Genomic DNA, 18031 nt, shown 5'->3' with positions numbered 1-18031 from the left:
CGACAGGGACGGATCGGGGCTCAGCGGACGGGGAGTGCGGAAAGCGCGGCGCGCAGCGCAGGCAGCTGCCCCAGATACAGACGGCGCGCGTCTGCGGCCCAGTCCGCCCCCGCCCCGTCCCGCTCCACCTGTCTCAGCTCGTGGCAGAGAACGACCGCCCAGCTGAACGCACCGTCGGCCGTCGCGGCGATCGGTGCGGAGAGCAGCTCCGCCCTCAGCGCATCGGAACCCCATCCGTTCGCGAGGAGCCGCGCCCAGTCGAGCCCGTTCACGAAACCGCGGCCGGACCACTCGAAGTCGATCACCGCGGCCCGGTCCCCATCCACGAACACATTGGGCGGGATGAGGTCGCCGTGCTGGAAGACCCGCGTCGCCGTCGCGGCATGCCGGCGCATCCTCTCGACCTCCCCCTCCTGCAGGACCCCCTCCGCCAGGCCCCATTCGACCTGGCGGACGTCGTCGAAACGACGCCTGTCGACGGGCGGATCCCATTCGGCGGTCGACGTCGCCAATGCGACGCAGGCCCGCGCCGCGCGGGGAGAGACGTCGCCCTCGAGGATCTTCCGGCCGCCCAGTGCGCGGCCGCCGAGACGGGTGACGATGAGCTCATCGCCGTTCCAGGAGATCAGGCGCGGCGTCGGGAAGGGAGGAGGGGCGACCTCCATCGCCCGATAGTGCGCGGCCTCGTTGGCCGCCGCCTCCGGTGATCGCCCGCGCTTGACCACCCTGTCGGCGAGGATCGTCACCTGTGTCGGAGCCTCCATCGGCTCAATCTATCCCTGTGTGCACTATCTATCCCTGTGTGCACTATCCCTGTGTGCAGTCCCCGCCCCGCACCCCTGAGTCCCCGTCTATTCGTCACAAAGTCCCGTTATCCGCCCGGAATAACGGGACTTTGTGACGAATAGACGCCCCGAGAGCACCGCGCCCCCGCCAGGCCCGGCCCGCACCCCGCCCTCGGAGACATCCCGCCGGCCGGGGCTAGGCTCGAACCATGGCTCCGGATGCCCGATTCCTCTCCCTGCTCGGCGACTGGACGGGAGAGGAGGAGCTCTTCGCCACGGCCTGGACCGCGGCGGGCACGGCGCGCGGCGCCCTCACCGTCGAGCCCGGCCCGGGCGGCATCCTGCTCGATTACGCCGAGACCCGCAGCGACGGCCGGCTCGTGGCGCACGGCGTGGTCGCGGGAGAGGGCTTCTGGTGGTTCGACACCTACGGGTTCGTCCCCACGACGCCGGGAAGCGCGCACTGGGACGACCAGACCCTCGTACTGGACCGCCGATCGGAGCGGGGACGCACCGTGATGCGGCTGCGCGCGGACGGCGACCGGCTGATCATCGAGCTCGACACCGCGGTCCCCGTCGACGCCGAGCCCGCTCCGCTGGTGCGCGGGCAGTACCGCCGCACCGACGCCCGCCGCGCGGACGCCGGCTGACCCGAGGTCAGCTCTCCGGGTCGTACTGGAAGGCCCGCACCTCCTGGGCGCACCGGCAGGCGGCCGCGATCTTCGCCGCCCACTCCCGCGCCGCCTCCGCCGACGGAAGCTCCAGCACGGAGTATCCGCCTTCGATCCGGGCGGTCTCGGGATATGTGCCGGGCGTCGCGCTGCCGTCGGCGGCGACCAGCATCGGAGGCACGTCCTCGTCGATCCCCCCGCCGAAGACCCACACCCCCGCCGCCTTCGCCTCGCGCACCACGGCATGCGCGGCGTCCGCGACGGCGGGCATCTCCTCGGGTGGCACGTCCATCGCACCGCTCGGGAACGAGATCAGGTATTTGGTCATCGGCATGCCCCTTCCGCCGGAGCCCGGACGCGCCCATCCTCCCCGACCGCCGCGGGGGCCGCAACCCTCCCGGATCAGAGCGCGGCGATCAGAGCGATGTCCACCTCGAACTCGCCGGGGCTCTCCGCCGTCGGCGGCAGCACTTCGCAGATCACGGCGTCGGGCGATGCCACCTGGGTCCCGTGCCCCGTCGCCCTCGAGGGCGAGGTGATCGCCGAGCAGCGCTCCGAAGGGCCGGGATCGATCGCCGTCCGCGAGAAGAGGCTCCGCCCCGGGCCGCAGTGATCCCCGGTCTCGACATATCGCCGTCCACGGGGTTCACTCGTAGCGTGGACACCGTTCCCGGCGCGGGCGCCGCGCGCGGCAGGCGCTGGGCGTCTGCGATCATCCTCATGCTCGTGTGGTGGGTGGTGAACTACGGCTTCGGCGCCCTGCCGATCGACGGGATGCAGCCCGCCTGGTTCCCCCAGCTCGGCGTCCTCCTCACCAACGTCCTGAGCCTCGCCGTCACCTGGACGACGGCGATCGCCCTGCACCGCGCCGGCTGGCTGGGCCCAGACCCGCTCCGGCTCCTCGCCGGATGGCAGATCGGAGCCCCTCGGCGCCTGTGGCTCCTGCTGCCGATGCTCGCCGTCGCCCTCGGCTACGTCTGGATCGGACGCGACGGGGTGCCGGGACTCGTCGGATCACCCGAGACCATGACGAGTCTGGCGATCGGGATGCTGGCGGTCGGCCTCTCGGAGGAGACCGCCTCGCGCGGGATCCCGCTCGGCACCCTGGCCCGCGGCGGCGAGGTCTGGGCGGGCGCGCTCGTCACCTCCGTGCTCTTCGGGCTCTGGCACCTCGGCAACGGGATCTTCTTCGGCAGCAGCGCCGAGGAGACCTGGTGGCAGGTGCTCGGCGCGACCGCCTTCGGCCTGTGCTTCGCCGGCGCGCGCCTGGTCGTGGGCGCCCTGTGGCCGCTCGTGCTGCTGCACGCTCTCGGCGACTGGACTCAGCTGCTCTCCCCCGGAGCCGCCCCGCTCTGGTATCAGATCGCGGTCATGGCCTTCCACGCGGCGTGGGGCGTGCTGCTCATCGCCCTCGCCCTCCGCCGGCCGGCAGGGGACATCACCGGCACCGCGACGGGACATCGGGCCCCACGCCGTTGATCCGGTCGCCGGACGGGAGGAATCTGGACCCGGGACGCACACTTTCGCGCGCTTCGTCGCCGGATGACTCGGTGCAAGAATCGATCACCTGGGGATGAACGACGGCAGCGCTGCCGCACCCTCCCCACGACGGGGGAAAACGAAGATCCGATGGATGAGATCAAGGATCATCCGCGCGCCGTGGGGACGTCGCGCGACGTGTCGCTCTCGGGCGACGCCGCACGGATGTGGCTGCGCGACCTCGGATGGCGGGCCCTCCCTCCGGACGGGACCCTCCGTGTCTTCGGCGACCGCTTCTCGGACACCGTGCTCTCGCTCTCGCGGATCTGGCTCACCGGAGGGCGCCTGCAGCCCGTCCCGCACTACGGCGACCTCCGGGTGGTGCTCGTCGTCGACGGCGAGGCCGAGCTCGACTCCCGCGGCTGGCGCATCGACGTCGGACCGTGGGACCTCCTGCTGCTCGACGCCGCGGTGCCCACCCGCATCACCGCGCGTTCGGGCTTCGGTTTCATGCAGTTCATCGCCGAGAACGAGCGGCTGGTCGAGTACCACCCGCGGCCGGAGGTCCCGATCCGGATCACCGATCCGGCATCGGCGCAGGTGCTCGCCACGATGGTCAGCGCGACGCTGGCCATCGGCCTCTCGCCGGGAGAGCACGGCACACCCTTCATCGCCCGGGCCTTCGAGAACATCGTGGCCGCGATCATCGCCCGGGCCACGTCGACCGATGCCGCCGACGCCGCCTGGAGCTCGCCGTCCGAGCTGAGCCGCGCGCTCGCGGTGATCGCCGCCCATCACACCGACCCCGACTTCGACGTCACGCGCCTCGCCGCCCTGCTGCACCTGAGCCGGCGCCACGTCGTGCGCGTCCTCGCCCGCATCGGCACCACCCCGTCCGCAGCGATCCGCCATGCACGGCTGACCACGGCCGCCGCCCTCGTGGAGGACGATCCGCGCGCGCACAGCGACCGCAGTGCGCAGGCCGCCGGGTTCCGCGACCTGCGCGCCCTGCGTCGGGCGATGCGGCTCGCCGGCGGCGAGAGCCCGGACCCCCGCCGCTGACTCCGTCCGGCAGGACGACCCGCCGACCGGCATGGGACACATCGGGAGCGCGGATGCGCCAGGGCGCCCTCCGGCGCCGCACGGACCGACGCTGCTCTGCGAGGTTGTGAGGCGTCGCGGATCAGCGGCGTCTCGACACCTCTGGGGAGGAACACACCATGACGAAGCACCAGGAGCAGCCCGCCGCGGGCGCGGGCATCGCCGCTCGCAAGATCGACCGCCGCACGATCGTGAAGAGCGCCGCCTGGTCGGTGCCGCTGATCGCCGCCGCATCCGCGCTGCCCACCGCCGCGGCGAGCGTGCAGTGCCCGACGGCGACCGCACCGTGGGACATCCAGATCACGAGCGGCTGCATGGTCGACTTCCTCGGCGCGGGTCAGGCCTTCCCCGGCTTCCGCGCCACCGCGCTCGGTGTCAAGGACGGGAACGGCTGCTGCTCCGCCGTGAACCCCGACGCCGTCCTCACCATCACCGAGAGCGCCAAGGGCGTCTGGTCGATCGAGATCCCCGACCCCCTCGGCGCCCTCTACGCGGCCTGGACCGTCGCTCCGATCGGCGGGGTGCTGCTGTCCACCCCCTTCATCGCGTGGGCCTTCGCCTACGCCACGGCCCTCGTCGGGGCGCTCGTCATCCCCGCTACTCTCGCCGGCTACGGTCCGCACCTCACCGGCCCGATGTGGCTCGCCCCCGCTTCCGTCGCCGACTTCTTCAACTTCCAGGTCACTCCCGAGGTCGTGGGCTCCGGCCTCAACCGCCGTCTCCGCGTCAGCTGCACCTTCACCCTCCGCCGCGACCTCACCCTCACCGGCATGCCGTCCTGCTCGGAGACCGGCTGGGGCTACCTCGGCGGCATCGTCAATCCCAGCCCGACCGACAACGACGCCTGGCGCCTGCTCACCTCGATCCCGCTCTTCGGATCCGCGATCGCCAGCGCGGCGGGCACCATCACGCCCGACCTCACCCTCACCGCCACCGGCAACTGGTCCGACGCGAACAACGGCAACCACATCGCGTCCCTCGGCAACCAGATCCTCGGCTCCGGCTACTGCCACTGACCGCCTGACCCATCCGGGGACCCGATGCATCCTCGGGTCCTCGGGGGCCAGCCCCGCCTCGTCCGGACGGAAGGAACACCCCCATGACATCTGGGATCCCCCGCAGCGCCGCCATCACCGGCGTCGCCGGCGTCGTCGTGCTCCTCGGGGCCTTCGTCGCCGTGTACACGATCGGATGGTTCGCTCCGCTCGTGCTCCTCGGCACCGGCCTGGTGCTCGCAGTCGTCGCCGTCGTTCAGGCCGTCCGCGCTGCCGCGTCCGCGCGTCGCTGAGGACCTCGACCGCAAGACGTCCTTCCGGGGGGCCATGACCCCGACGGGGGTCAGAGTTCGTCGGGGTCATGGCGGCGGATCGCTCTGGGTAGACGATCCTGTTCGACGTCGCCGCCCCGGGGAAACCATCTCCAAGCGGCGACGCATCCGACGCTATCGACGCCGGGTGAGGCGCCGAGGAAAAGTCCCCGAAAATCACCCCCGGTACCACCCTCCGCGCTCGAGATCATCGCCGGCGGGCGGCCACCGCGACCTCGAGCAGCTCGCGCCCGGCGGGAGGCAGGTCACCCGGCCCTCCGCGCCAGAGCGCGGTGATCGGACGACGCAGCTCCTCACCGTCGAGCGGGACCTCCACCAGTCGTCCCAGCCCGAGGTCGTCTGCGACCGCCAGCCGGGAGAGCACGGCGGGCCCCACCTCCTCAGCCACCGCCGAGCGCACCGCGGCAGTCGTGGGGAGAACCGCTGCCGGGGCGGCCGGCTCACGGCCGAGACGGGCCCGCACCGCGTCCTCCCAGGCGCGCCGGGTGCCGCTGCCCTCCTCGCGCACCACGAGCGCGGCGTCGGCGGCCTCCGCCGTGGTCGCCCCCGCGCGCGCCGCCCACGGATGCCCGGGGGCGACCACCAGGGCGAGCACATCCTCTCCGATCCGGGAGGAGGACAGCCCGGACGGGAGCGCGGACGACTCGATCACCCCGAGCTCCGCGGCGCCGGCCCGCACGAGCCGCTCGACCTCGGCGCTGTTGGCGGTGATCAGCCGCACGGCCGTCGCCTCCCCTCCGGAGCGGAGCTGGCGGTCGCGCAGCGCGACCAGCCACCCCGGGATGAGGTGCGCGGCGACGGTCTGGCTGGCGGCGACGGCGAGCCGGCGGCGGTGCTCGCCCCGCAACGTCTCGACGCCGATGCGGAAGCGCTCGGCCGCGGCGAGCACGTCGTCGGCCCAGATGGCGACGGTCTCACCGGCCGGCGTGGGCGCGACGCCCCGCGGCGAGCGCTGCAGCAGCTCGAGCCCGAGCGCCCGCTCGATGGCGCGCAGCCGCGCCGACGCCGACTGCTGCGAGACCCCGCACTCCCGCGCGGCGGCGGAGATCGACCCGTGCCGCAGCGCCGCCGTCAGCAGCTCCAGACCGTCCAGACCCGGCACGTCGCGCATCGCCCCTCCCACAATCTCTTCCTGTATCCCTACCGACGATAGCCCTCTACCCCCACCGCGCGAGGGGGACGACGCTGGGAGCATGCAGTTCTCCCCCGCACGCACCCTTCCCCGGCGACTCGCGCGACATGGCGTGGATGTCCTCCCCGGTGTGGTCGTCACGGCCACGGTCGCGACGGTCTCCACGATGATCGGCTCCGCAGCGCCGGTCATCGGCTCGGCGGTGCCGGCGATCGTGATCGGCGTGCTGTTGTCGCTGCTGCGCCGCCGGGCGATGGCGGGGCATCAGAAGGCGGATGCCCGGCTGCAGCCCGGCATCACGTACTCCGGCAAGTTCCTGCTGCAGCTCGCGGTCGTGGTGCTCGGTGCGCAGCTGTCGATGTCCCGCATCGTCGAGGTCGGCCTCGAGTCGCTGCCGGTGATGCTCGTGAGCCTCACGGTCTGCCTGGTCGGCGCCTGGCTGATCGGGCGCGCACTCGGCGTGGAGCGGAAGCTCACCACGCTGATCGGCGTCGGCACCGGCATCTGCGGCGCCTCCGCGATCGCCGCGGTCTCTCCGGTGATCGCCGCGGCGGGCGCCGAGATCGCCTACGCGGTCTCCACGATCTTCCTGTTCAACATCCTCGCCGTCGTGCTGTTCCCGCTGCTCGGACACCTGCTGCAGCTCGATCCGCACACGTTCGGCCTGCTCGCCGGCACCGCGATCAACGACACGAGCTCGGTGGTCGCCGCGGCCAGTGTCTACGGCACCGCGGCGCTCGGCTTCGCCGTCGTCGTCAAGCTCGTCCGCACCCTCATGATCATCCCGATCAGCGTCGGGCTGTCGGTGATGGAGGCGCGGCGCAGTGCCGGCGGCCACCGCCTCACCGGGCGCCGGATCCTGCATCTGGTGCCGTGGTTCCTCGTGGGGTTCATCGTGGTGGCCGTCGTCAACTCGTTCGGCGTCATCCCCGACGGTCCGCGGGAGTTCCTGGTGCACGCGAGCGTGTTCCTCATCGCCATGGCGCTCGCCGGCATCGGCCTGTCCACCGACATCCCCGCGCTGCGCCGCGCGGGCTGGCGTCCGCTCGCGCTCGGCGGGATACTCTGGGCACTCGTCACCGCGGCCTCGGTGGCCACGATCGCGCTCACCTCCGGGATGCGCTGAGACCTGCCGCTCAGCGGCGGAGGCGTTCGGGCACCGCGGCGAGCCGCGACGAGACGGCCGCTCGGCTGAGCACCAGCGGCGCGACGACGCCGTGCACCAGGATGCTGCCCACCACCGTCGCGACCATGAGCGACAGGGCGAGGAACGAGATGCGATCCGGGAGGGCGTTGTAGGCGAGCAGCCCGAACACGATCGACGCGGTGCCGCGCGGACCCATGGCCCCGATCACCACACGGTGCGCGACCGGCACATCGGAGCGGAACAGGCCGATGATCACCGGCAGGATCCGCAGCACCGTCAGCGCCAGGGCCGCGAACAGCACGACCCGCCCATCGACGCCCTCCGCGACCATGAGCACCGCTGCCGCCCCGAGCACGAACCACACCACGTGCGAGGCGACCTCTCCGACCTCCTCGACGAGCACGAGCTCCTCCCGCGGGATCGCACGCACCTCCATCCCCTGCGTCCGGGCGACCCGGAACGCCACCCCGGCGACGAACGCGGCGACGAAGCCGCTGGTCCCGAGCGGTGAGAGGCTCGACGCCCCGTAGGCGATCAGCGGCAGCAGGAGCATCACGAAGCGTGCACCGGCGGCGTCCGCCCAGCCGTGGTCGCGGGCCTTGCGCACGAGGAACCCCATGACCGTCCCCAGCGCCCCGCCGATGACCAAGGCCAGCAGTGTCGCGGGGATCGCGCCGAGGAAGGCCACCAGGAACTTCTCCGCCGAACCCGCGAGGCTGTCGAGCGTCGCGTCCGGGATCGCCTCGGTGTCCACGTGCGAGAGCGTGTCGGCGAAGACCGCGAGCGCGAGCGCCATGCTGAACAGCGGGGACACGAACCCGTCGCCGTAGCCGCTCTCCACGTTGAGGATCCGGCGCACGCGCGCGGGCACCCAGTGCGAGCGCAGCACCCTCCCGGCTGGGGAGAAGTCGATCGGCATGATCACGCAGGCCATCACGAGCAGGGCGAGGATGCCCGTGCCCGGCAGCAGCCACGCCCCGACGAGCACTGCGAGCACGAGCGAGAGGGGCAGGGCGAGGAAGACCAGACGCGCGAGCGCCCGCCCCTCGCCGCCGAACATGTCGCCGCGCACGTCCGTCGCGTCGACGAAGAGCAGCACCGCGAGCACGAGCCCGACGACCCGCAGCGACGACGGGGCGTTGATCGCGGTGCCGAAGCCGTCGACGTCGGTGACCACGGACACGGCGCCGAGCACGGCCAGGCCGATCGACCCCGCCATGCCCCAGCGGGTGAGGCGGTGCGAGACCAGGGACCAGAGCGCGATCGCCAGGAACCCGACGATCAGGAACACCGCCACGGCTACAGCCAGTTCTTGCGCTTGAACACCACGTACAGCACCACGCCGAGTCCGAGCATCAGCCCCAGTGCCATCGGATATCCGAACACCCAGTGCAGTTCGGGCATCTCGTCGAAGTTCATGCCGTAGATCCCGCCGATGATCGACGGCGCGAAGAGGATGGCGGCCCAGCTCGAGATCTTCTTCATCTGCTCGCCCTGATGGATGCTGGCCTCGGTCATCCGGCGCATCTCCTCGTTCTGCCGGCGGGCGACGATCGTCGACTCCACGGTGAGAGCGTTGTCGAGCACGCTGCGGAAGGTGCTCACCCGGTCGGAGATCCGGAGCGTGTGGTCGTGCACGTCCCGCAGATAGCGCTGCAGCTCCTCGTCCACGCCGTACTTCTCGCCGCCGTTGAGCAGCGCCTCGACCATCGCGCTGAGGGGCTGCGTCGCCCTCTGCACGTCGATGACCTCGCGCGCCAGCTCGTAGATGCGCTGGGTGGCGTCCTGATCCTCGAGGAACAGCTGGGCCTCGATCTCGTCGATGTCGTTCTCGAGACCCGCCATCACCGGCGTGTACTCGTCCACCACCTCGTCGAGGATCGCGTAGAGCACGGCCTCGGGGCCGCGGGCGAGGAGCAGCGGGTCCGCCTCCATCCGGTGCCGCACCCGCGACAGGTCGGGGGCCTCCGCGTGCCGGATCGTCACCACGAAGTCGGGGCCGACGAAGACGTGCACCTCCCCGAACTCGACCTCCTCCTCCTCGTCGAGGTACCTCGCCGGCCGCAGCACCACGAAGAGCACGTTCCCGTACCGCTCGATCTTGGGGCGCTGATGGCCGCGCAGCGCATCCTCCACCGACAGCTCGTGCAGGCCGAACTCGTCGGCCACCGCACGCAGTTCGTCCTCTCCCGGGCGGTAGAGGCCGATCCACCCCATCCCGCCGCGGTCGCGCATCGACTCGAAGGTCTCGTCCAGGCTCCGCGGATTCTCGGTGCGGACGCCGTCCACGTAGATGCCGTTGTCGACGATCGCCATCCCCGCCCCTCTCGCAGTGCCGGGATGACTCTACCCTGCACCCCGCCGGGGCCGTCCGAGGCTGCCGGTATCGTCGCAGTCATGACACCGCCCGACTCCGCCGCCCCGGTCGGGCCGTCGCGCGCCGCGCGGATCGCGATCGCCGTCGGCGCCGTGGTCGTCGGAGTGCCGGCCCTCCTCGCCGCCTGGATCGGGCTCATCTTCCTGTTCGAGCGCCTCGGGCTGCCCATCACGGCGAACGAGCTCCTCGGGTGGCTGATCGCCGTCGTCGTCGCGGTGCTCCTGTGGCCGCTCGCACTGCGGGCGACGATCCGCATGTTCTGGAACTCCCGGCAGCATCCCCGCGGCACGCCCGCGCGGTGGGGGTCCGAACGGCTGCCCGCGCCCCCGCGCGTCGCGGTGGGGCCGGGCGACCGCGCCCTGCGCATCGTCGTGCTGATCCTCGGGGGCCTCGGGCTCGTGGCGGTCTGCGGGCCGAGCCGGATCCCGCTGGCGCTGCTCTCCGGTCTCGACGCCGTCAGCAGCGGCGGGCGCTCCTGGTGGGCGGCGCTGCAGCTCGGCGCATTCGTCCTCGTGTTCGCCCTGATGCTGCCGACCCTCTGGATCACCGGCAGGGCCCTGCGCACCCTCCCCCGTGACGATCCGCGGCGCCTCGGCCTGGAGCTGCGTCAGACCTGGTACGCCTCCGCCTCCACGGCCTGGGTGATCTGCGCACTGCTGGGCATGGTCTTCGCCTGGCTCGTCATCACGCGGCTCTGAGACGCGCTCAGGCGACCGGTTCGGCCGACGGGCGCTCCCGTCCGGCCCACACCGCCCCGGCGCTCGCGACGATCACCAGCGCGATGCCGAGCACCTCCAGCAGCGACAGGTGCTGCCCCAGCAGCAGGAAGCCCGCGAGGCTGGCGATCGCCGGCCCCAGGCTCATCAGGATCCCGAACACCGCGGTGGACAGCCGGCGCAGAGCGATCAGCTCGAGCGCGTAGGGGATCGTCGACGACAGCACGGCGACCGCCGCCCCGAGCGCCACGAGCTCAGGACGCAGAAGCGCGGCGCCCGCGTCGACCACGCCGAACGGCAGGGACAGCAGCGCGCCGAAGGCCATGGCGAGCGCGAGACCGTCGAGCCTCGCGAACTCGCGCCCCACCCGGGCCGACGAGAGGATGTACCCGGCCCAGCTCGCGGCGGCGATGAGGGCGAACAGCACGCCGCTCACCGTCAGCCGGTCCCAGCCGCCCCCGCCGAGGGCGAGGATGCCGGCGACCGCGAGCCCCGCCCAGAGCCAGGCGACGCGCGAGCGCGCGGTCGCCACGGCGAGCGCGATCGGGCCGAGCACCTCGATCGTCACCGTCACGCCCAGCGGCAGCTCGCGCAGTGCGAGGTAGAACGCGCCGTTCATCAGGGCCAGCACGCCGCCGAGCATCAGCGCCGACCGCCACGCGGCCGCCGAGTGACCGCGCAGTCGCGGGCGGGCGACGATCACGAGGATGAGCGCCGAGAACACCAGGCGCAGCATCACCATGCCCAGCGGCCCCAGCTGCGGGAACAGGCGCACCGCGATCGAGGCGCCGACCTCCTGGCAGATCAGACCGACGCCGACCAGCGCGATCGCCGGTCCGCGAGCGCCTCCGGTCACCCGGCCGGCTTGCAGAGCGGGGCGGAGTTGATCGCGTCGCGGTACTGCTCAGCGGTGAACGGCAGGCCGAACTCCGGAGCCGTCTCACCCTTCGCGGCCGGTGCCTTCGAGGCGATCGCCGCGAGCTCCCAGGCGAGATAGGCGGCCGGGCTGCTCCCCGCCGAGGAGTTGTTCATCGTGACCGCGACCGTGAAGCCGGTCGCCGGGTCGGAGTAGGCGGCCGTGATGTATCCGGGGGTCCAGCCGTGCTGGCCGATCATCGAGCCGACCTTGAAGGCGCCGCCGGTGGCCTGGAACCAGGAGTCGGCGTTCGCGCTGGCCGGGAGCGGAGCGTCGAAGCGCCCGGGTTTGGCGTCCTTGTCGCGCAGCGCCTGCCGCGCGTCCGCCTGCACGTAGCGGCCGAGGTCGGCGATGGTCGACACAGCGCCCGAGTCGGTGAACCCCGTGCTGGACGACATCTTGGTGATGTCGACCGGCGCCTTGCAGTCGAAACCGCCTTCGACCTGCGGGGCGTAGGTGCCCTTCAGGGCCGGAGCGGGCTCGGGCTTCGCGGCGGCGGGGGCGGGAAGCGAGGTGCCGTGCAGTTCCAGGGGCGTCGTGACGTACTTGGAGATCAGCTCGGATGCCGAGAGACCGGTGATGCGCTCCAGGGCGAGTCCGAGCATGAGGTAGCCGGCGTCGGAGCCGTCGTAGGCCACGCCGGGAGCCGTGAGCGGCTTGCCCAGGCCGAAGCTGGCGAGCTGCAGCGGCGCCCACTGGCGGTCGGGGGTCATCAGCCACAGCGGCTTCGCGGCCGCCTCGGAGGAGCCGATCCCCGCGGTGCCGTTGCACAGGTCGACGAGCGTGACGTCCTTGAGCGACGCGACGCCGGACACGTAGTCGGGCACGGGGGCGTCGAGCTTCACCTCGCCCGCGTCGGCGAGCGCGTAGAGCACATCGCAGGTCATCATGCGCGTGACGTCGCCGATCCGGAACGACATGTCCGCGGTGACCTTGGTGTCGTCCCCGCCGCCCTGCGTGCCGATCCCGGTGACCCAGGACCCGCTCCACGGCACCCACACCCCGACGATCGCGCCGGAGGAGCCGGTGGCGGCCATGGCCTCGTCGACGGCGGTCTTCATCTGCGCGGTGAGGTCGTCGGGCAGTTTGCCGTCGACCTGCTTGGGCGGCTCGTAGCTGAAGGTCTGCGACGAGGTGCATCCGGTCAGGACCAGGGCGAGCACGGCGGCGATGCCGGCGATGGCGCGCCCGCGGCGCGACGAACGAAGCTGCATGGATGGATCTCCCGGGGAGGTGTCACCTGAGTTTAGACGTGCCCGCTCGGAGAACCCCCACAGCGATCTCAGAGGTTCGGCGCCTGTGCCGCCTGCCGCGCCTCCCAGGCCTCCCTCATGAACCGCGTGACGTCGGGGTCGACGCGGATGTCGCTGGGGCGCAGCGGGCGGGAGAGATAAAGGCCGTCGAGGGAGGTGAGGCGGCTGAGCGCCACGTAGGTCTGCCCGGGCGCGAACGCCCCCGATCCGAGGTCGACGATCGCCCGGTCGTAGGTCTTGCCCTGCGATTTGTGGATCGTGACCGCCCAGGCCAGCCGCAGCGGGAACTGCGTGAACTCGGCGACGACCTCGCGACTGAGCGTCTTCGTCCCCGGGTTGTACGCGTAACGGAGCCGCTCCCACACCGCCGGCTCCACGTCGACCTCTTCGCCGTCGATCTCGACCCGCACCGAGCCGCCGAGGATGCGGGTGACCGTTCCGATCGAGCCGTTCACCCACCGCGGGGGCTCGCCCTGCATCGCGACGTCGTTGCGGAGGAACATCACCTGCGCACCCACCTTGAGCCTCAGCTCGAGCTCGGCGGGGTAGTTCGACTCGCCGCGCCCGAAGTCGCCGTTGATCTCGGCGTGGGCGGTCTGCTCCCGCCCGCCGAGGGCGGTGAGATGCCGGGCGTTGATGCCGTTCACGATGTCGTTGCGGGTCGCGAGCGTGATGATCGGCGCTTCACCCGGCTCGGGGTCGGGAGGCGTGCGCGCCCCCTGACCGTTGAGCGCCCCGGCGATCTCGGCCGTCACGCGGCCGTACCGCACGGCGTTGAGCATCGACTTGAACCCGTCGTCCGACTGCCGGTGGATCTGCACCAGCTCGCGCACGTGCAGCCGCGCGCCGTGGGCTCCGAGGTCGAGCATCCCGCCCTCGTCGGCCACACCGCCGGTCCAGACCTTGGCGTCGAAGAACCAGAAGGAGCGGTAGTGATCCTGCACGTAGCGCAGCTCGTCGCCGCGCGGCGGCACGGGAGCCAGCTGGTAGGGGTCGCCGAACATCACGATCTGGGCCCCGCCGAACGGCTCGGCCCGCCGCCCGCGTGCCTGCCGCAGCGACCGGTCGATCGCGTCCATGAGGTCGGCGTTCACCATCGAGATCTCGTCGATCACGAGGGTCTCGATCGCGTTGAGTATGCGACGGGTCGCATCCGACTGGTCGATCTCGGTGTCGGCGATGAGCCCGATCGGGAGCCGGAACAGCGAATGGATCGTCTGGCCCTCGACGTTCAACGCGGCGACGCCGGTGGGCGCGCAGATCGCGATCTGCTTCTTCGTGTTCCAGGCGAAGTGCCGCAGGAGCGTCGACTTGCCCGTACCGGCGCGCCCGGTGACGAAGACGTGCTCCGAGGTGTCCTCGATCAGCCGGAACAGCTCGAGCTGCTCGTCGGAGAGGGCGGGAAGGGACACGCCCACCATGCTACGGCGGGCCCGCGCGCTGGGCGTCGTCACAGGGCCGCCCTTCTAGACTTGGCGCCATGGAGCAGCCGGAGGCAGGGGCTCCGCGGCGTGCGCGCCTCGGAGCGGACCTGACGCTGCTGGCGCTCATCGGCGTGCTGCTCGTCGCCGCGCTCGGCGCCGGCGGCCTCACGCTGTACAAGCAGTTCTACGGGCCGTCCGCCTTCGTCGAGCGCTACCTCGAGCTGCTCGCGAGCGGCCGCGCCGCGGACGCCCTGCAGGTGCCCGGCGTGGCCGTCGACAGCGCGGCGCTGAAGGCGGCCGGGCTGGAGCCGACCGCCTCGGAGGCGCTGCTGCGCCATGACGCGATGGCGCCGCTCACCGACGTGGAGGTGCGCTCCGAGACCGTCGAGAACGGTGTCGCGCACGTCACGGTCGACTATGTGGCCGGGCGTCATGCCGGGTCGAGCACCTTCGAGGTGGTGCAGGACGGCTGGGCGGGCGTCACGCCGAACTGGCGGTTCGCGACCAGCCCTCTCGCGGAGGTGGCGCTGGTGGTGCGGGGCTCGGACCAGTTCGCGGTCAACGGCTTCGCGCTCGACCGCCGTCAGGTCTCGAAGGACGGCGCGGACGCGAAGCCCCTCGACCCGCTGCACATGCTGGTCTTCACCCCCGGCATCTACTCGGTGACCGTCGACACCGCGATCGCGCAGAGCTCGGGCGTCGGCGTGCTCGCGGACTCCCCGCTCGCGAACACGCCGGTCGACGTGCAGGCGCAGCCGACCGACAAGTTCCGCAGCGTCGTGCAGAAGAGGGTCGAGGAGTTCCTCGCCTCCTGCGCGACGCAGCAGGTGCTGCAGCCGACCGCCTGCCCCTTCGGGCTCGAGGTGCGCAACCGCATCGTCAACCTGCCGAAGTGGTCGATCACGACGCAGCCCAAGGTGTCGGTGCAGCCCGACGGGGCGCACTGGCAGATTCCTCCCACCGACGCCGTCGCGCACATCGAGGTCGACATCCAATCGCTCTTCGACGGCTCGATCGAGCACGTCAACGAGGACGTCCCGTTCCAGGTCGACGGCACGATCACCATCCTGCCGAACGGCTCGGCGTCGATCAGAGTCGGCTCCCCCGGCGACACGGACTAATCCCGCATCCGGTCGCTCCGTCCGGGATCAGGCGTCGCCGCGCCGGCGGTCCCGTTCCGCGAGCGCCGCGAGCTTCGCGTTGTACTCCTCGAGCTCGGCGTCGCCGGTGCGGTCGGCGTGCCGGTCGCGACGGCGCTGCAGTCGGTCGTCCGACCGCGACCACTGGATCGCGACCGTCACCGCGAGGATGAGCGTCGGGATCTCGCCGATCGACCAGGCGATCCCCCCGCCGGCGTACTGGTCCTCGAGCGGCGTCATCCCCCAGGTGCGCCCCATCGACCCGAACCACTCGGCGACCATCAGCCCCTGCTGCATCATGATCGCGATACCGAAGAAGGCGTGCATCGCCATCACACCGATAAGGATGATGAGGCGTCCGGGATAGGGCAGCCGGTAGGGTACCGGGTCGATCCCGACCAGGCTCATCACGAACAGGTAGCCCGAGATCAGGAAGTGGATCACCATCCACTCGTGCCCGAGGTGCTCGTACATCGACCAGCGCACCAGATCGGTGAAGTAGAACGCCCAGAGCGAGCCGATGAAGATGCCGGCGGCGACGAAGGGATTGGTCACCACGCGGGCGAAGGGCGAGTGCACCGCCCACATGATCCACTCCCGGCCGCCGCGGGTGCCGTCCTCGCGCTTCTGGATGCTGCGGAGCGCGAGCGTGATCGGCGCGCCCGCGACCAGCAGCAGGGGGATCGCCATCGACAGCATCATGTGCCCGAGCATGTGCACGCTGAACAGGTACTCCTGATAGGCGTTGATCGAGCCGCTGGTCACCCAGACGAGCAGGAACAGGCCGAGGATCCAGAAGATCGTGCGGTGGATCGGCCAGCTGTCCCCCCGCTGGCGCAGCCGGCGGACGCCCAGGAGGTAGAGCACCAGGCCGAAGCCCGCGGCGACCACCCAGAGCACGTCGATGTCCCAGGACGTGAACCAGCGGTCGACGGTCAGCTCGGGGGGCAGCTTCTCGCGGGTGAGCAGTTCGGCGGGAGTGCGGTTCGGGGGCGGCGCGTCCCCGACCGGCGGAGGCGTGCGCGCCAGGGCGGCTGCCGCACCCGAGGCGAGGCCCATCAGGGCGAGCTCGGCGAGCACCAGCATCCAGAACCAGCGCTGCGGACGCTCCCCCTCGAGCTTCGGGATCAGGCGCAGCCGGTACCAGGCGGCGAGGAGGCCGAGCCCGCCGAGCAGCAACGCCTTGACGATGACGATGCCGCCGTAGGGCGACCACAGGCGGTCCCAGGTGCCGATCGCGACGACCGACCGGGCGATGCCCGAGACTGCGACCACGATGTACGCGGCGAGGGCGAGCGAGGAGTAGCGGCGCACCAGCACCGCGAGGTCGACGTCCTTGCGGCCCCGGAGGATGATGAGCAGCAGCAGCCCGCCGAGCCACACCGCGGCGCCGACGGTGTGGAGCAGGATCGCGTTGACAGCCACGTTGTGTCCGGCCAGGTCGCCGGAATGGCCCTGGGTCGCGAGCGGGAGGAAGGATGCCGCGGCGAGGCCGGCGATCAGGAGCGTCGCCACCCAGGAACGCCAGGCGAACGCGAGCACGGTCACGGCAGCGCCCATGAGCACGGTGATGAGCCAGGCCTGCCCGAGGGGGAGCGCGACGAGGAAGCGGCCCAGCTGCTCGCCGAACTGCGGCCCCGTGCTGAGCTTGGCGTTGAAGGCCGCGAGGAAAGTGAAGAAGGCCCCCACCGCGGAGGCCACGGTGAAGACCGCGGCGCCGATCGAGGCGGTGTCGACGGCGATCTCGAAGGGGCGGGTCCCCGCCTTCAGCCCGAAGAGGGCGAGCACGAACGAGCCCAGCATGACCGCGGCGGCGAGGTTGACCACCAGCTTCGAGGCCGGGAGTGACCAGCGCACGACGGCGCCCGGATCGGCGAACACCAGCTTGGCGGCGCCGCCGCCGAGCACCAGGGCGATGATGAGCGCGGCCGCGGCGGCGACGATCAGGATCGCGATGCCTGCGACGCGGTAGTACTTCACCCCTCCAGCCTAGGCGGGAACCGTCCGCGCCCTCGCCCGGCCCTGCCCTGCCCGCTCCCGCACACGCCCCCGTCTATTCGTCACAAAGTGCCGGAATTCGAACCGAATACCGGCACTTTGTGACGAATAGACGGACCGGGAGCAGACGCACGGGGCCGGACGCACGGGGCCGGACGCACGGGGCCGGACGCACGGGGCCGGACGCACGAAGGCCGCCGCCCCGGAGGGCGACGGCCTTGCGGAAGACGCGGTCTTACTTGACGGCAGCCTTGAGCTTCGAGCCAGCGGTGACCTTGACGCGCTTGCCGGCCGGGATCTTGATCTCGGCGCCGGTCTGCGGGTTGCGGCCCGTGCGAGCCGCGGTCGCGACCTGCTCGAACGAGATCCAGCCCGGGATCGAGACCTTGCTGCCCTTGGCAACGGCGTCGGAGACCGAGGAGAACAGCGCGTCGAGGACACCCGAGACGGTGGCCTGGCTCTGGCCGGTGGCGGAAGCGATGCTCGCGACGAGCTCGGTCTTGGTGATGGACTTGTCAGCCATGTCATCCTCCAGCGACGACATCCGTCGCATCGTTGTGGTTCGG

At 71.6% G+C, this 18031-nt stretch carries 19 protein-coding genes; 9 read left to right on the top strand and 10 right to left on the bottom strand.

Annotation, left to right across the window (positions count from 1 at the left end; genetic code table 11):
• Window positions 1–20 precede the first annotated feature (20 nt).
• The gene (locus ABWO84_RS04145) at window positions 21–764 is read right to left on the bottom strand and encodes a phosphotransferase (protein WP_353112814.1); all 744 of its coding nucleotides are present in this window, start codon (window positions 762–764) and stop codon (window positions 21–23) included.
• Window positions 765–994: 230 nt separating this feature from the next.
• Between ABWO84_RS04145 and ABWO84_RS04140 the strand changes: the two genes are divergently transcribed.
• The gene (locus ABWO84_RS04140) at window positions 995–1435 is read left to right on the top strand and encodes a hypothetical protein (protein ID WP_353112812.1); all 441 of its coding nucleotides are present in this window, start codon (window positions 995–997) and stop codon (window positions 1433–1435) included.
• Window positions 1436–1442: 7 nt separating this feature from the next.
• Here ABWO84_RS04140 and ABWO84_RS04135 read toward each other — a convergent pair whose 3' ends face one another.
• Window positions 1443–1784 (bottom strand): YciI family protein, encoded by a 342-nt coding sequence (locus ABWO84_RS04135; RefSeq protein ID WP_353112810.1) that lies wholly within the window; start codon window positions 1782–1784, stop codon window positions 1443–1445.
• Window positions 1785–1880: 96 nt separating this feature from the next.
• On the opposite strand from ABWO84_RS04135, the gene ABWO84_RS04130 reads away from it, so the two are divergent.
• The 5 genes from ABWO84_RS04130 to ABWO84_RS04110 all read left to right on the top strand — a co-directional run bounded on the left by ABWO84_RS04130 (window position 1881) and on the right by ABWO84_RS04110 (window position 5324).
• A complete protein-coding gene (locus tag ABWO84_RS04130; protein WP_353112808.1) occupies window positions 1881–2069 on the top strand; it encodes a hypothetical protein in 189 nt (62 codons plus the stop codon).
• Between the two features lie 44 nt (window positions 2070–2113).
• Entirely contained in the window at window positions 2114–2935 is an 822-nt protein-coding gene (locus ABWO84_RS04125) for a CPBP family intramembrane glutamic endopeptidase (RefSeq protein WP_353112806.1), read from the top strand.
• A 150-nt stretch (window positions 2936–3085) separates the two neighbouring features.
• Entirely contained in the window at window positions 3086–3997 is a 912-nt protein-coding gene (locus ABWO84_RS04120) for a helix-turn-helix domain-containing protein (RefSeq protein WP_353112804.1), read from the top strand.
• 158 nt (window positions 3998–4155) lie between these two features.
• On the top strand, window positions 4156–5052 hold the full coding sequence (locus ABWO84_RS04115) for a hypothetical protein (RefSeq protein WP_353112802.1): 897 nt from the start codon (window positions 4156–4158) through the stop codon (window positions 5050–5052).
• 83 nt (window positions 5053–5135) lie between these two features.
• A complete protein-coding gene (locus ABWO84_RS04110; protein ID WP_353112800.1) occupies window positions 5136–5324 on the top strand; it encodes a hypothetical protein in 189 nt (62 codons plus the stop codon).
• A gap of 226 nt (window positions 5325–5550) precedes the next feature.
• Here the strand turns inward: ABWO84_RS04110 and ABWO84_RS04105 are convergent, their stop codons facing one another.
• Complete coding sequence (locus tag ABWO84_RS04105; RefSeq protein WP_353112798.1) at window positions 5551–6474, bottom strand: LysR family transcriptional regulator; 924 nt, start codon at window positions 6472–6474, stop codon at window positions 5551–5553.
• An 82-nt stretch (window positions 6475–6556) separates the two neighbouring features.
• Between ABWO84_RS04105 and ABWO84_RS04100 the strand changes: the two genes are divergently transcribed.
• On the top strand, window positions 6557–7621 hold the full coding sequence (locus tag ABWO84_RS04100) for a YeiH family protein (protein WP_353112796.1): 1065 nt from the start codon (window positions 6557–6559) through the stop codon (window positions 7619–7621).
• A 10-nt stretch (window positions 7622–7631) separates the two neighbouring features.
• Here ABWO84_RS04100 and ABWO84_RS04095 read toward each other — a convergent pair whose 3' ends face one another.
• Together ABWO84_RS04095 and corA are read right to left on the bottom strand one after the other, a co-directional pair.
• Entirely contained in the window at window positions 7632–8939 is a 1308-nt protein-coding gene (locus ABWO84_RS04095; RefSeq protein ID WP_353112794.1) for a cation:proton antiporter, read from the bottom strand.
• A gap of 2 nt (window positions 8940–8941) precedes the next feature.
• The gene (gene corA, locus ABWO84_RS04090) at window positions 8942–9958 is read right to left on the bottom strand and encodes a magnesium/cobalt transporter CorA (RefSeq protein ID WP_353112792.1); all 1017 of its coding nucleotides are present in this window, start codon (window positions 9956–9958) and stop codon (window positions 8942–8944) included.
• Window positions 9959–10039: 81 nt separating this feature from the next.
• Here corA and ABWO84_RS04085 point away from each other — a divergent pair, with 81 nt between their 5' ends.
• Complete coding sequence (locus tag ABWO84_RS04085) at window positions 10040–10717, top strand: hypothetical protein (protein ID WP_353112790.1); 678 nt, start codon at window positions 10040–10042, stop codon at window positions 10715–10717.
• A gap of 7 nt (window positions 10718–10724) precedes the next feature.
• Here ABWO84_RS04085 and ABWO84_RS04080 read toward each other — a convergent pair whose 3' ends face one another.
• The 3 genes from ABWO84_RS04080 to ABWO84_RS04070 all read right to left on the bottom strand — a co-directional run bounded on the left by ABWO84_RS04080 (window position 10725) and on the right by ABWO84_RS04070 (window position 14325).
• On the bottom strand, window positions 10725–11591 hold the full coding sequence (locus ABWO84_RS04080) for an EamA family transporter (RefSeq protein WP_353112788.1): 867 nt from the start codon (window positions 11589–11591) through the stop codon (window positions 10725–10727).
• Entirely contained in the window at window positions 11588–12865 is a 1278-nt protein-coding gene (locus tag ABWO84_RS04075) for a serine hydrolase domain-containing protein (protein ID WP_353112786.1), read from the bottom strand. Before ABWO84_RS04075 ends, ABWO84_RS04080 begins: the two co-directional genes overlap by 4 nt.
• Window positions 12866–12933: 68 nt before the next feature.
• Window positions 12934–14325 (bottom strand): ATP-dependent DNA helicase, encoded by a 1392-nt coding sequence (locus ABWO84_RS04070; RefSeq protein WP_502915386.1) that lies wholly within the window; start codon window positions 14323–14325, stop codon window positions 12934–12936.
• Between the two features lie 59 nt (window positions 14326–14384).
• Here ABWO84_RS04070 and ABWO84_RS04065 point away from each other — a divergent pair, with 59 nt between their 5' ends.
• Window positions 14385–15449, top strand: a complete 1065-nt coding sequence (locus ABWO84_RS04065; RefSeq protein ID WP_353112782.1) for a hypothetical protein — start codon at window positions 14385–14387, stop codon at window positions 15447–15449.
• Window positions 15450–15476: 27 nt separating this feature from the next.
• Here the strand turns inward: ABWO84_RS04065 and ABWO84_RS04060 are convergent, their stop codons facing one another.
• Together ABWO84_RS04060 and ABWO84_RS04055 are read right to left on the bottom strand one after the other, a co-directional pair.
• Complete coding sequence (locus ABWO84_RS04060) at window positions 15477–17447, bottom strand: bifunctional copper resistance protein CopD/cytochrome c oxidase assembly protein (RefSeq protein ID WP_353112780.1); 1971 nt, start codon at window positions 17445–17447, stop codon at window positions 15477–15479.
• Window positions 17448–17700: 253 nt separating this feature from the next.
• Window positions 17701–17988, bottom strand: a complete 288-nt coding sequence (locus ABWO84_RS04055; RefSeq protein WP_050724056.1) for an HU family DNA-binding protein — start codon at window positions 17986–17988, stop codon at window positions 17701–17703.
• Between the last annotated feature and the right edge of the window lie 43 nt (window positions 17989–18031).

The sequence above is a fragment of the Microbacterium sp. genome, assembly GCF_040394595.1.
Lineage (GTDB): Bacteria > Actinomycetota > Actinomycetes > Actinomycetales > Microbacteriaceae > Microbacterium.
The sequence above is the reverse complement of the archived record's forward strand: the minus strand, read 5'-3'. Positions and strand labels throughout refer to the sequence as shown.

What these genes read in the sequence shown, in the direction of transcription:
- ABWO84_RS04145 (WP_353112814.1), bottom strand. Translation starts at nt 764, where the DNA reads ATGGAGGCTCCGACACAGGTGACGATCCTCGCCGACAGGGTGGTCAAG.
- ABWO84_RS04140 (WP_353112812.1), top strand. Translation starts at nt 995, where the DNA reads ATGGCTCCGGATGCCCGATTCCTCTCCCTGCTCGGCGACTGGACGGGA.
- ABWO84_RS04135 (WP_353112810.1), bottom strand. Translation starts at nt 1,784, where the DNA reads ATGACCAAATACCTGATCTCGTTCCCGAGCGGTGCGATGGACGTGCCA.
- ABWO84_RS04130 (WP_353112808.1), top strand. Translation starts at nt 1,881, where the DNA reads ATGTCCACCTCGAACTCGCCGGGGCTCTCCGCCGTCGGCGGCAGCACT.
- ABWO84_RS04120 (WP_353112804.1), top strand. Translation starts at nt 3,086, where the DNA reads ATGGATGAGATCAAGGATCATCCGCGCGCCGTGGGGACGTCGCGCGAC.
- ABWO84_RS04115 (WP_353112802.1), top strand. Translation starts at nt 4,156, where the DNA reads ATGACGAAGCACCAGGAGCAGCCCGCCGCGGGCGCGGGCATCGCCGCT.
- ABWO84_RS04110 (WP_353112800.1), top strand. Translation starts at nt 5,136, where the DNA reads ATGACATCTGGGATCCCCCGCAGCGCCGCCATCACCGGCGTCGCCGGC.
- ABWO84_RS04105 (WP_353112798.1), bottom strand. Translation starts at nt 6,474, where the DNA reads ATGCGCGACGTGCCGGGTCTGGACGGTCTGGAGCTGCTGACGGCGGCG.
- ABWO84_RS04100 (WP_353112796.1), top strand. Translation starts at nt 6,557, where the DNA reads ATGCAGTTCTCCCCCGCACGCACCCTTCCCCGGCGACTCGCGCGACAT.
- corA (WP_353112792.1), bottom strand. Translation starts at nt 9,958, where the DNA reads ATGGCGATCGTCGACAACGGCATCTACGTGGACGGCGTCCGCACCGAG.
- ABWO84_RS04085 (WP_353112790.1), top strand. Translation starts at nt 10,040, where the DNA reads ATGACACCGCCCGACTCCGCCGCCCCGGTCGGGCCGTCGCGCGCCGCG.
- ABWO84_RS04075 (WP_353112786.1), bottom strand. Translation starts at nt 12,865, where the DNA reads ATGCAGCTTCGTTCGTCGCGCCGCGGGCGCGCCATCGCCGGCATCGCC.
- ABWO84_RS04070 (WP_502915386.1), bottom strand. Translation starts at nt 14,325, where the DNA reads ATGGTGGGCGTGTCCCTTCCCGCCCTCTCCGACGAGCAGCTCGAGCTG.
- ABWO84_RS04065 (WP_353112782.1), top strand. Translation starts at nt 14,385, where the DNA reads ATGGAGCAGCCGGAGGCAGGGGCTCCGCGGCGTGCGCGCCTCGGAGCG.
- ABWO84_RS04055 (WP_050724056.1), bottom strand. Translation starts at nt 17,988, where the DNA reads ATGGCTGACAAGTCCATCACCAAGACCGAGCTCGTCGCGAGCATCGCT.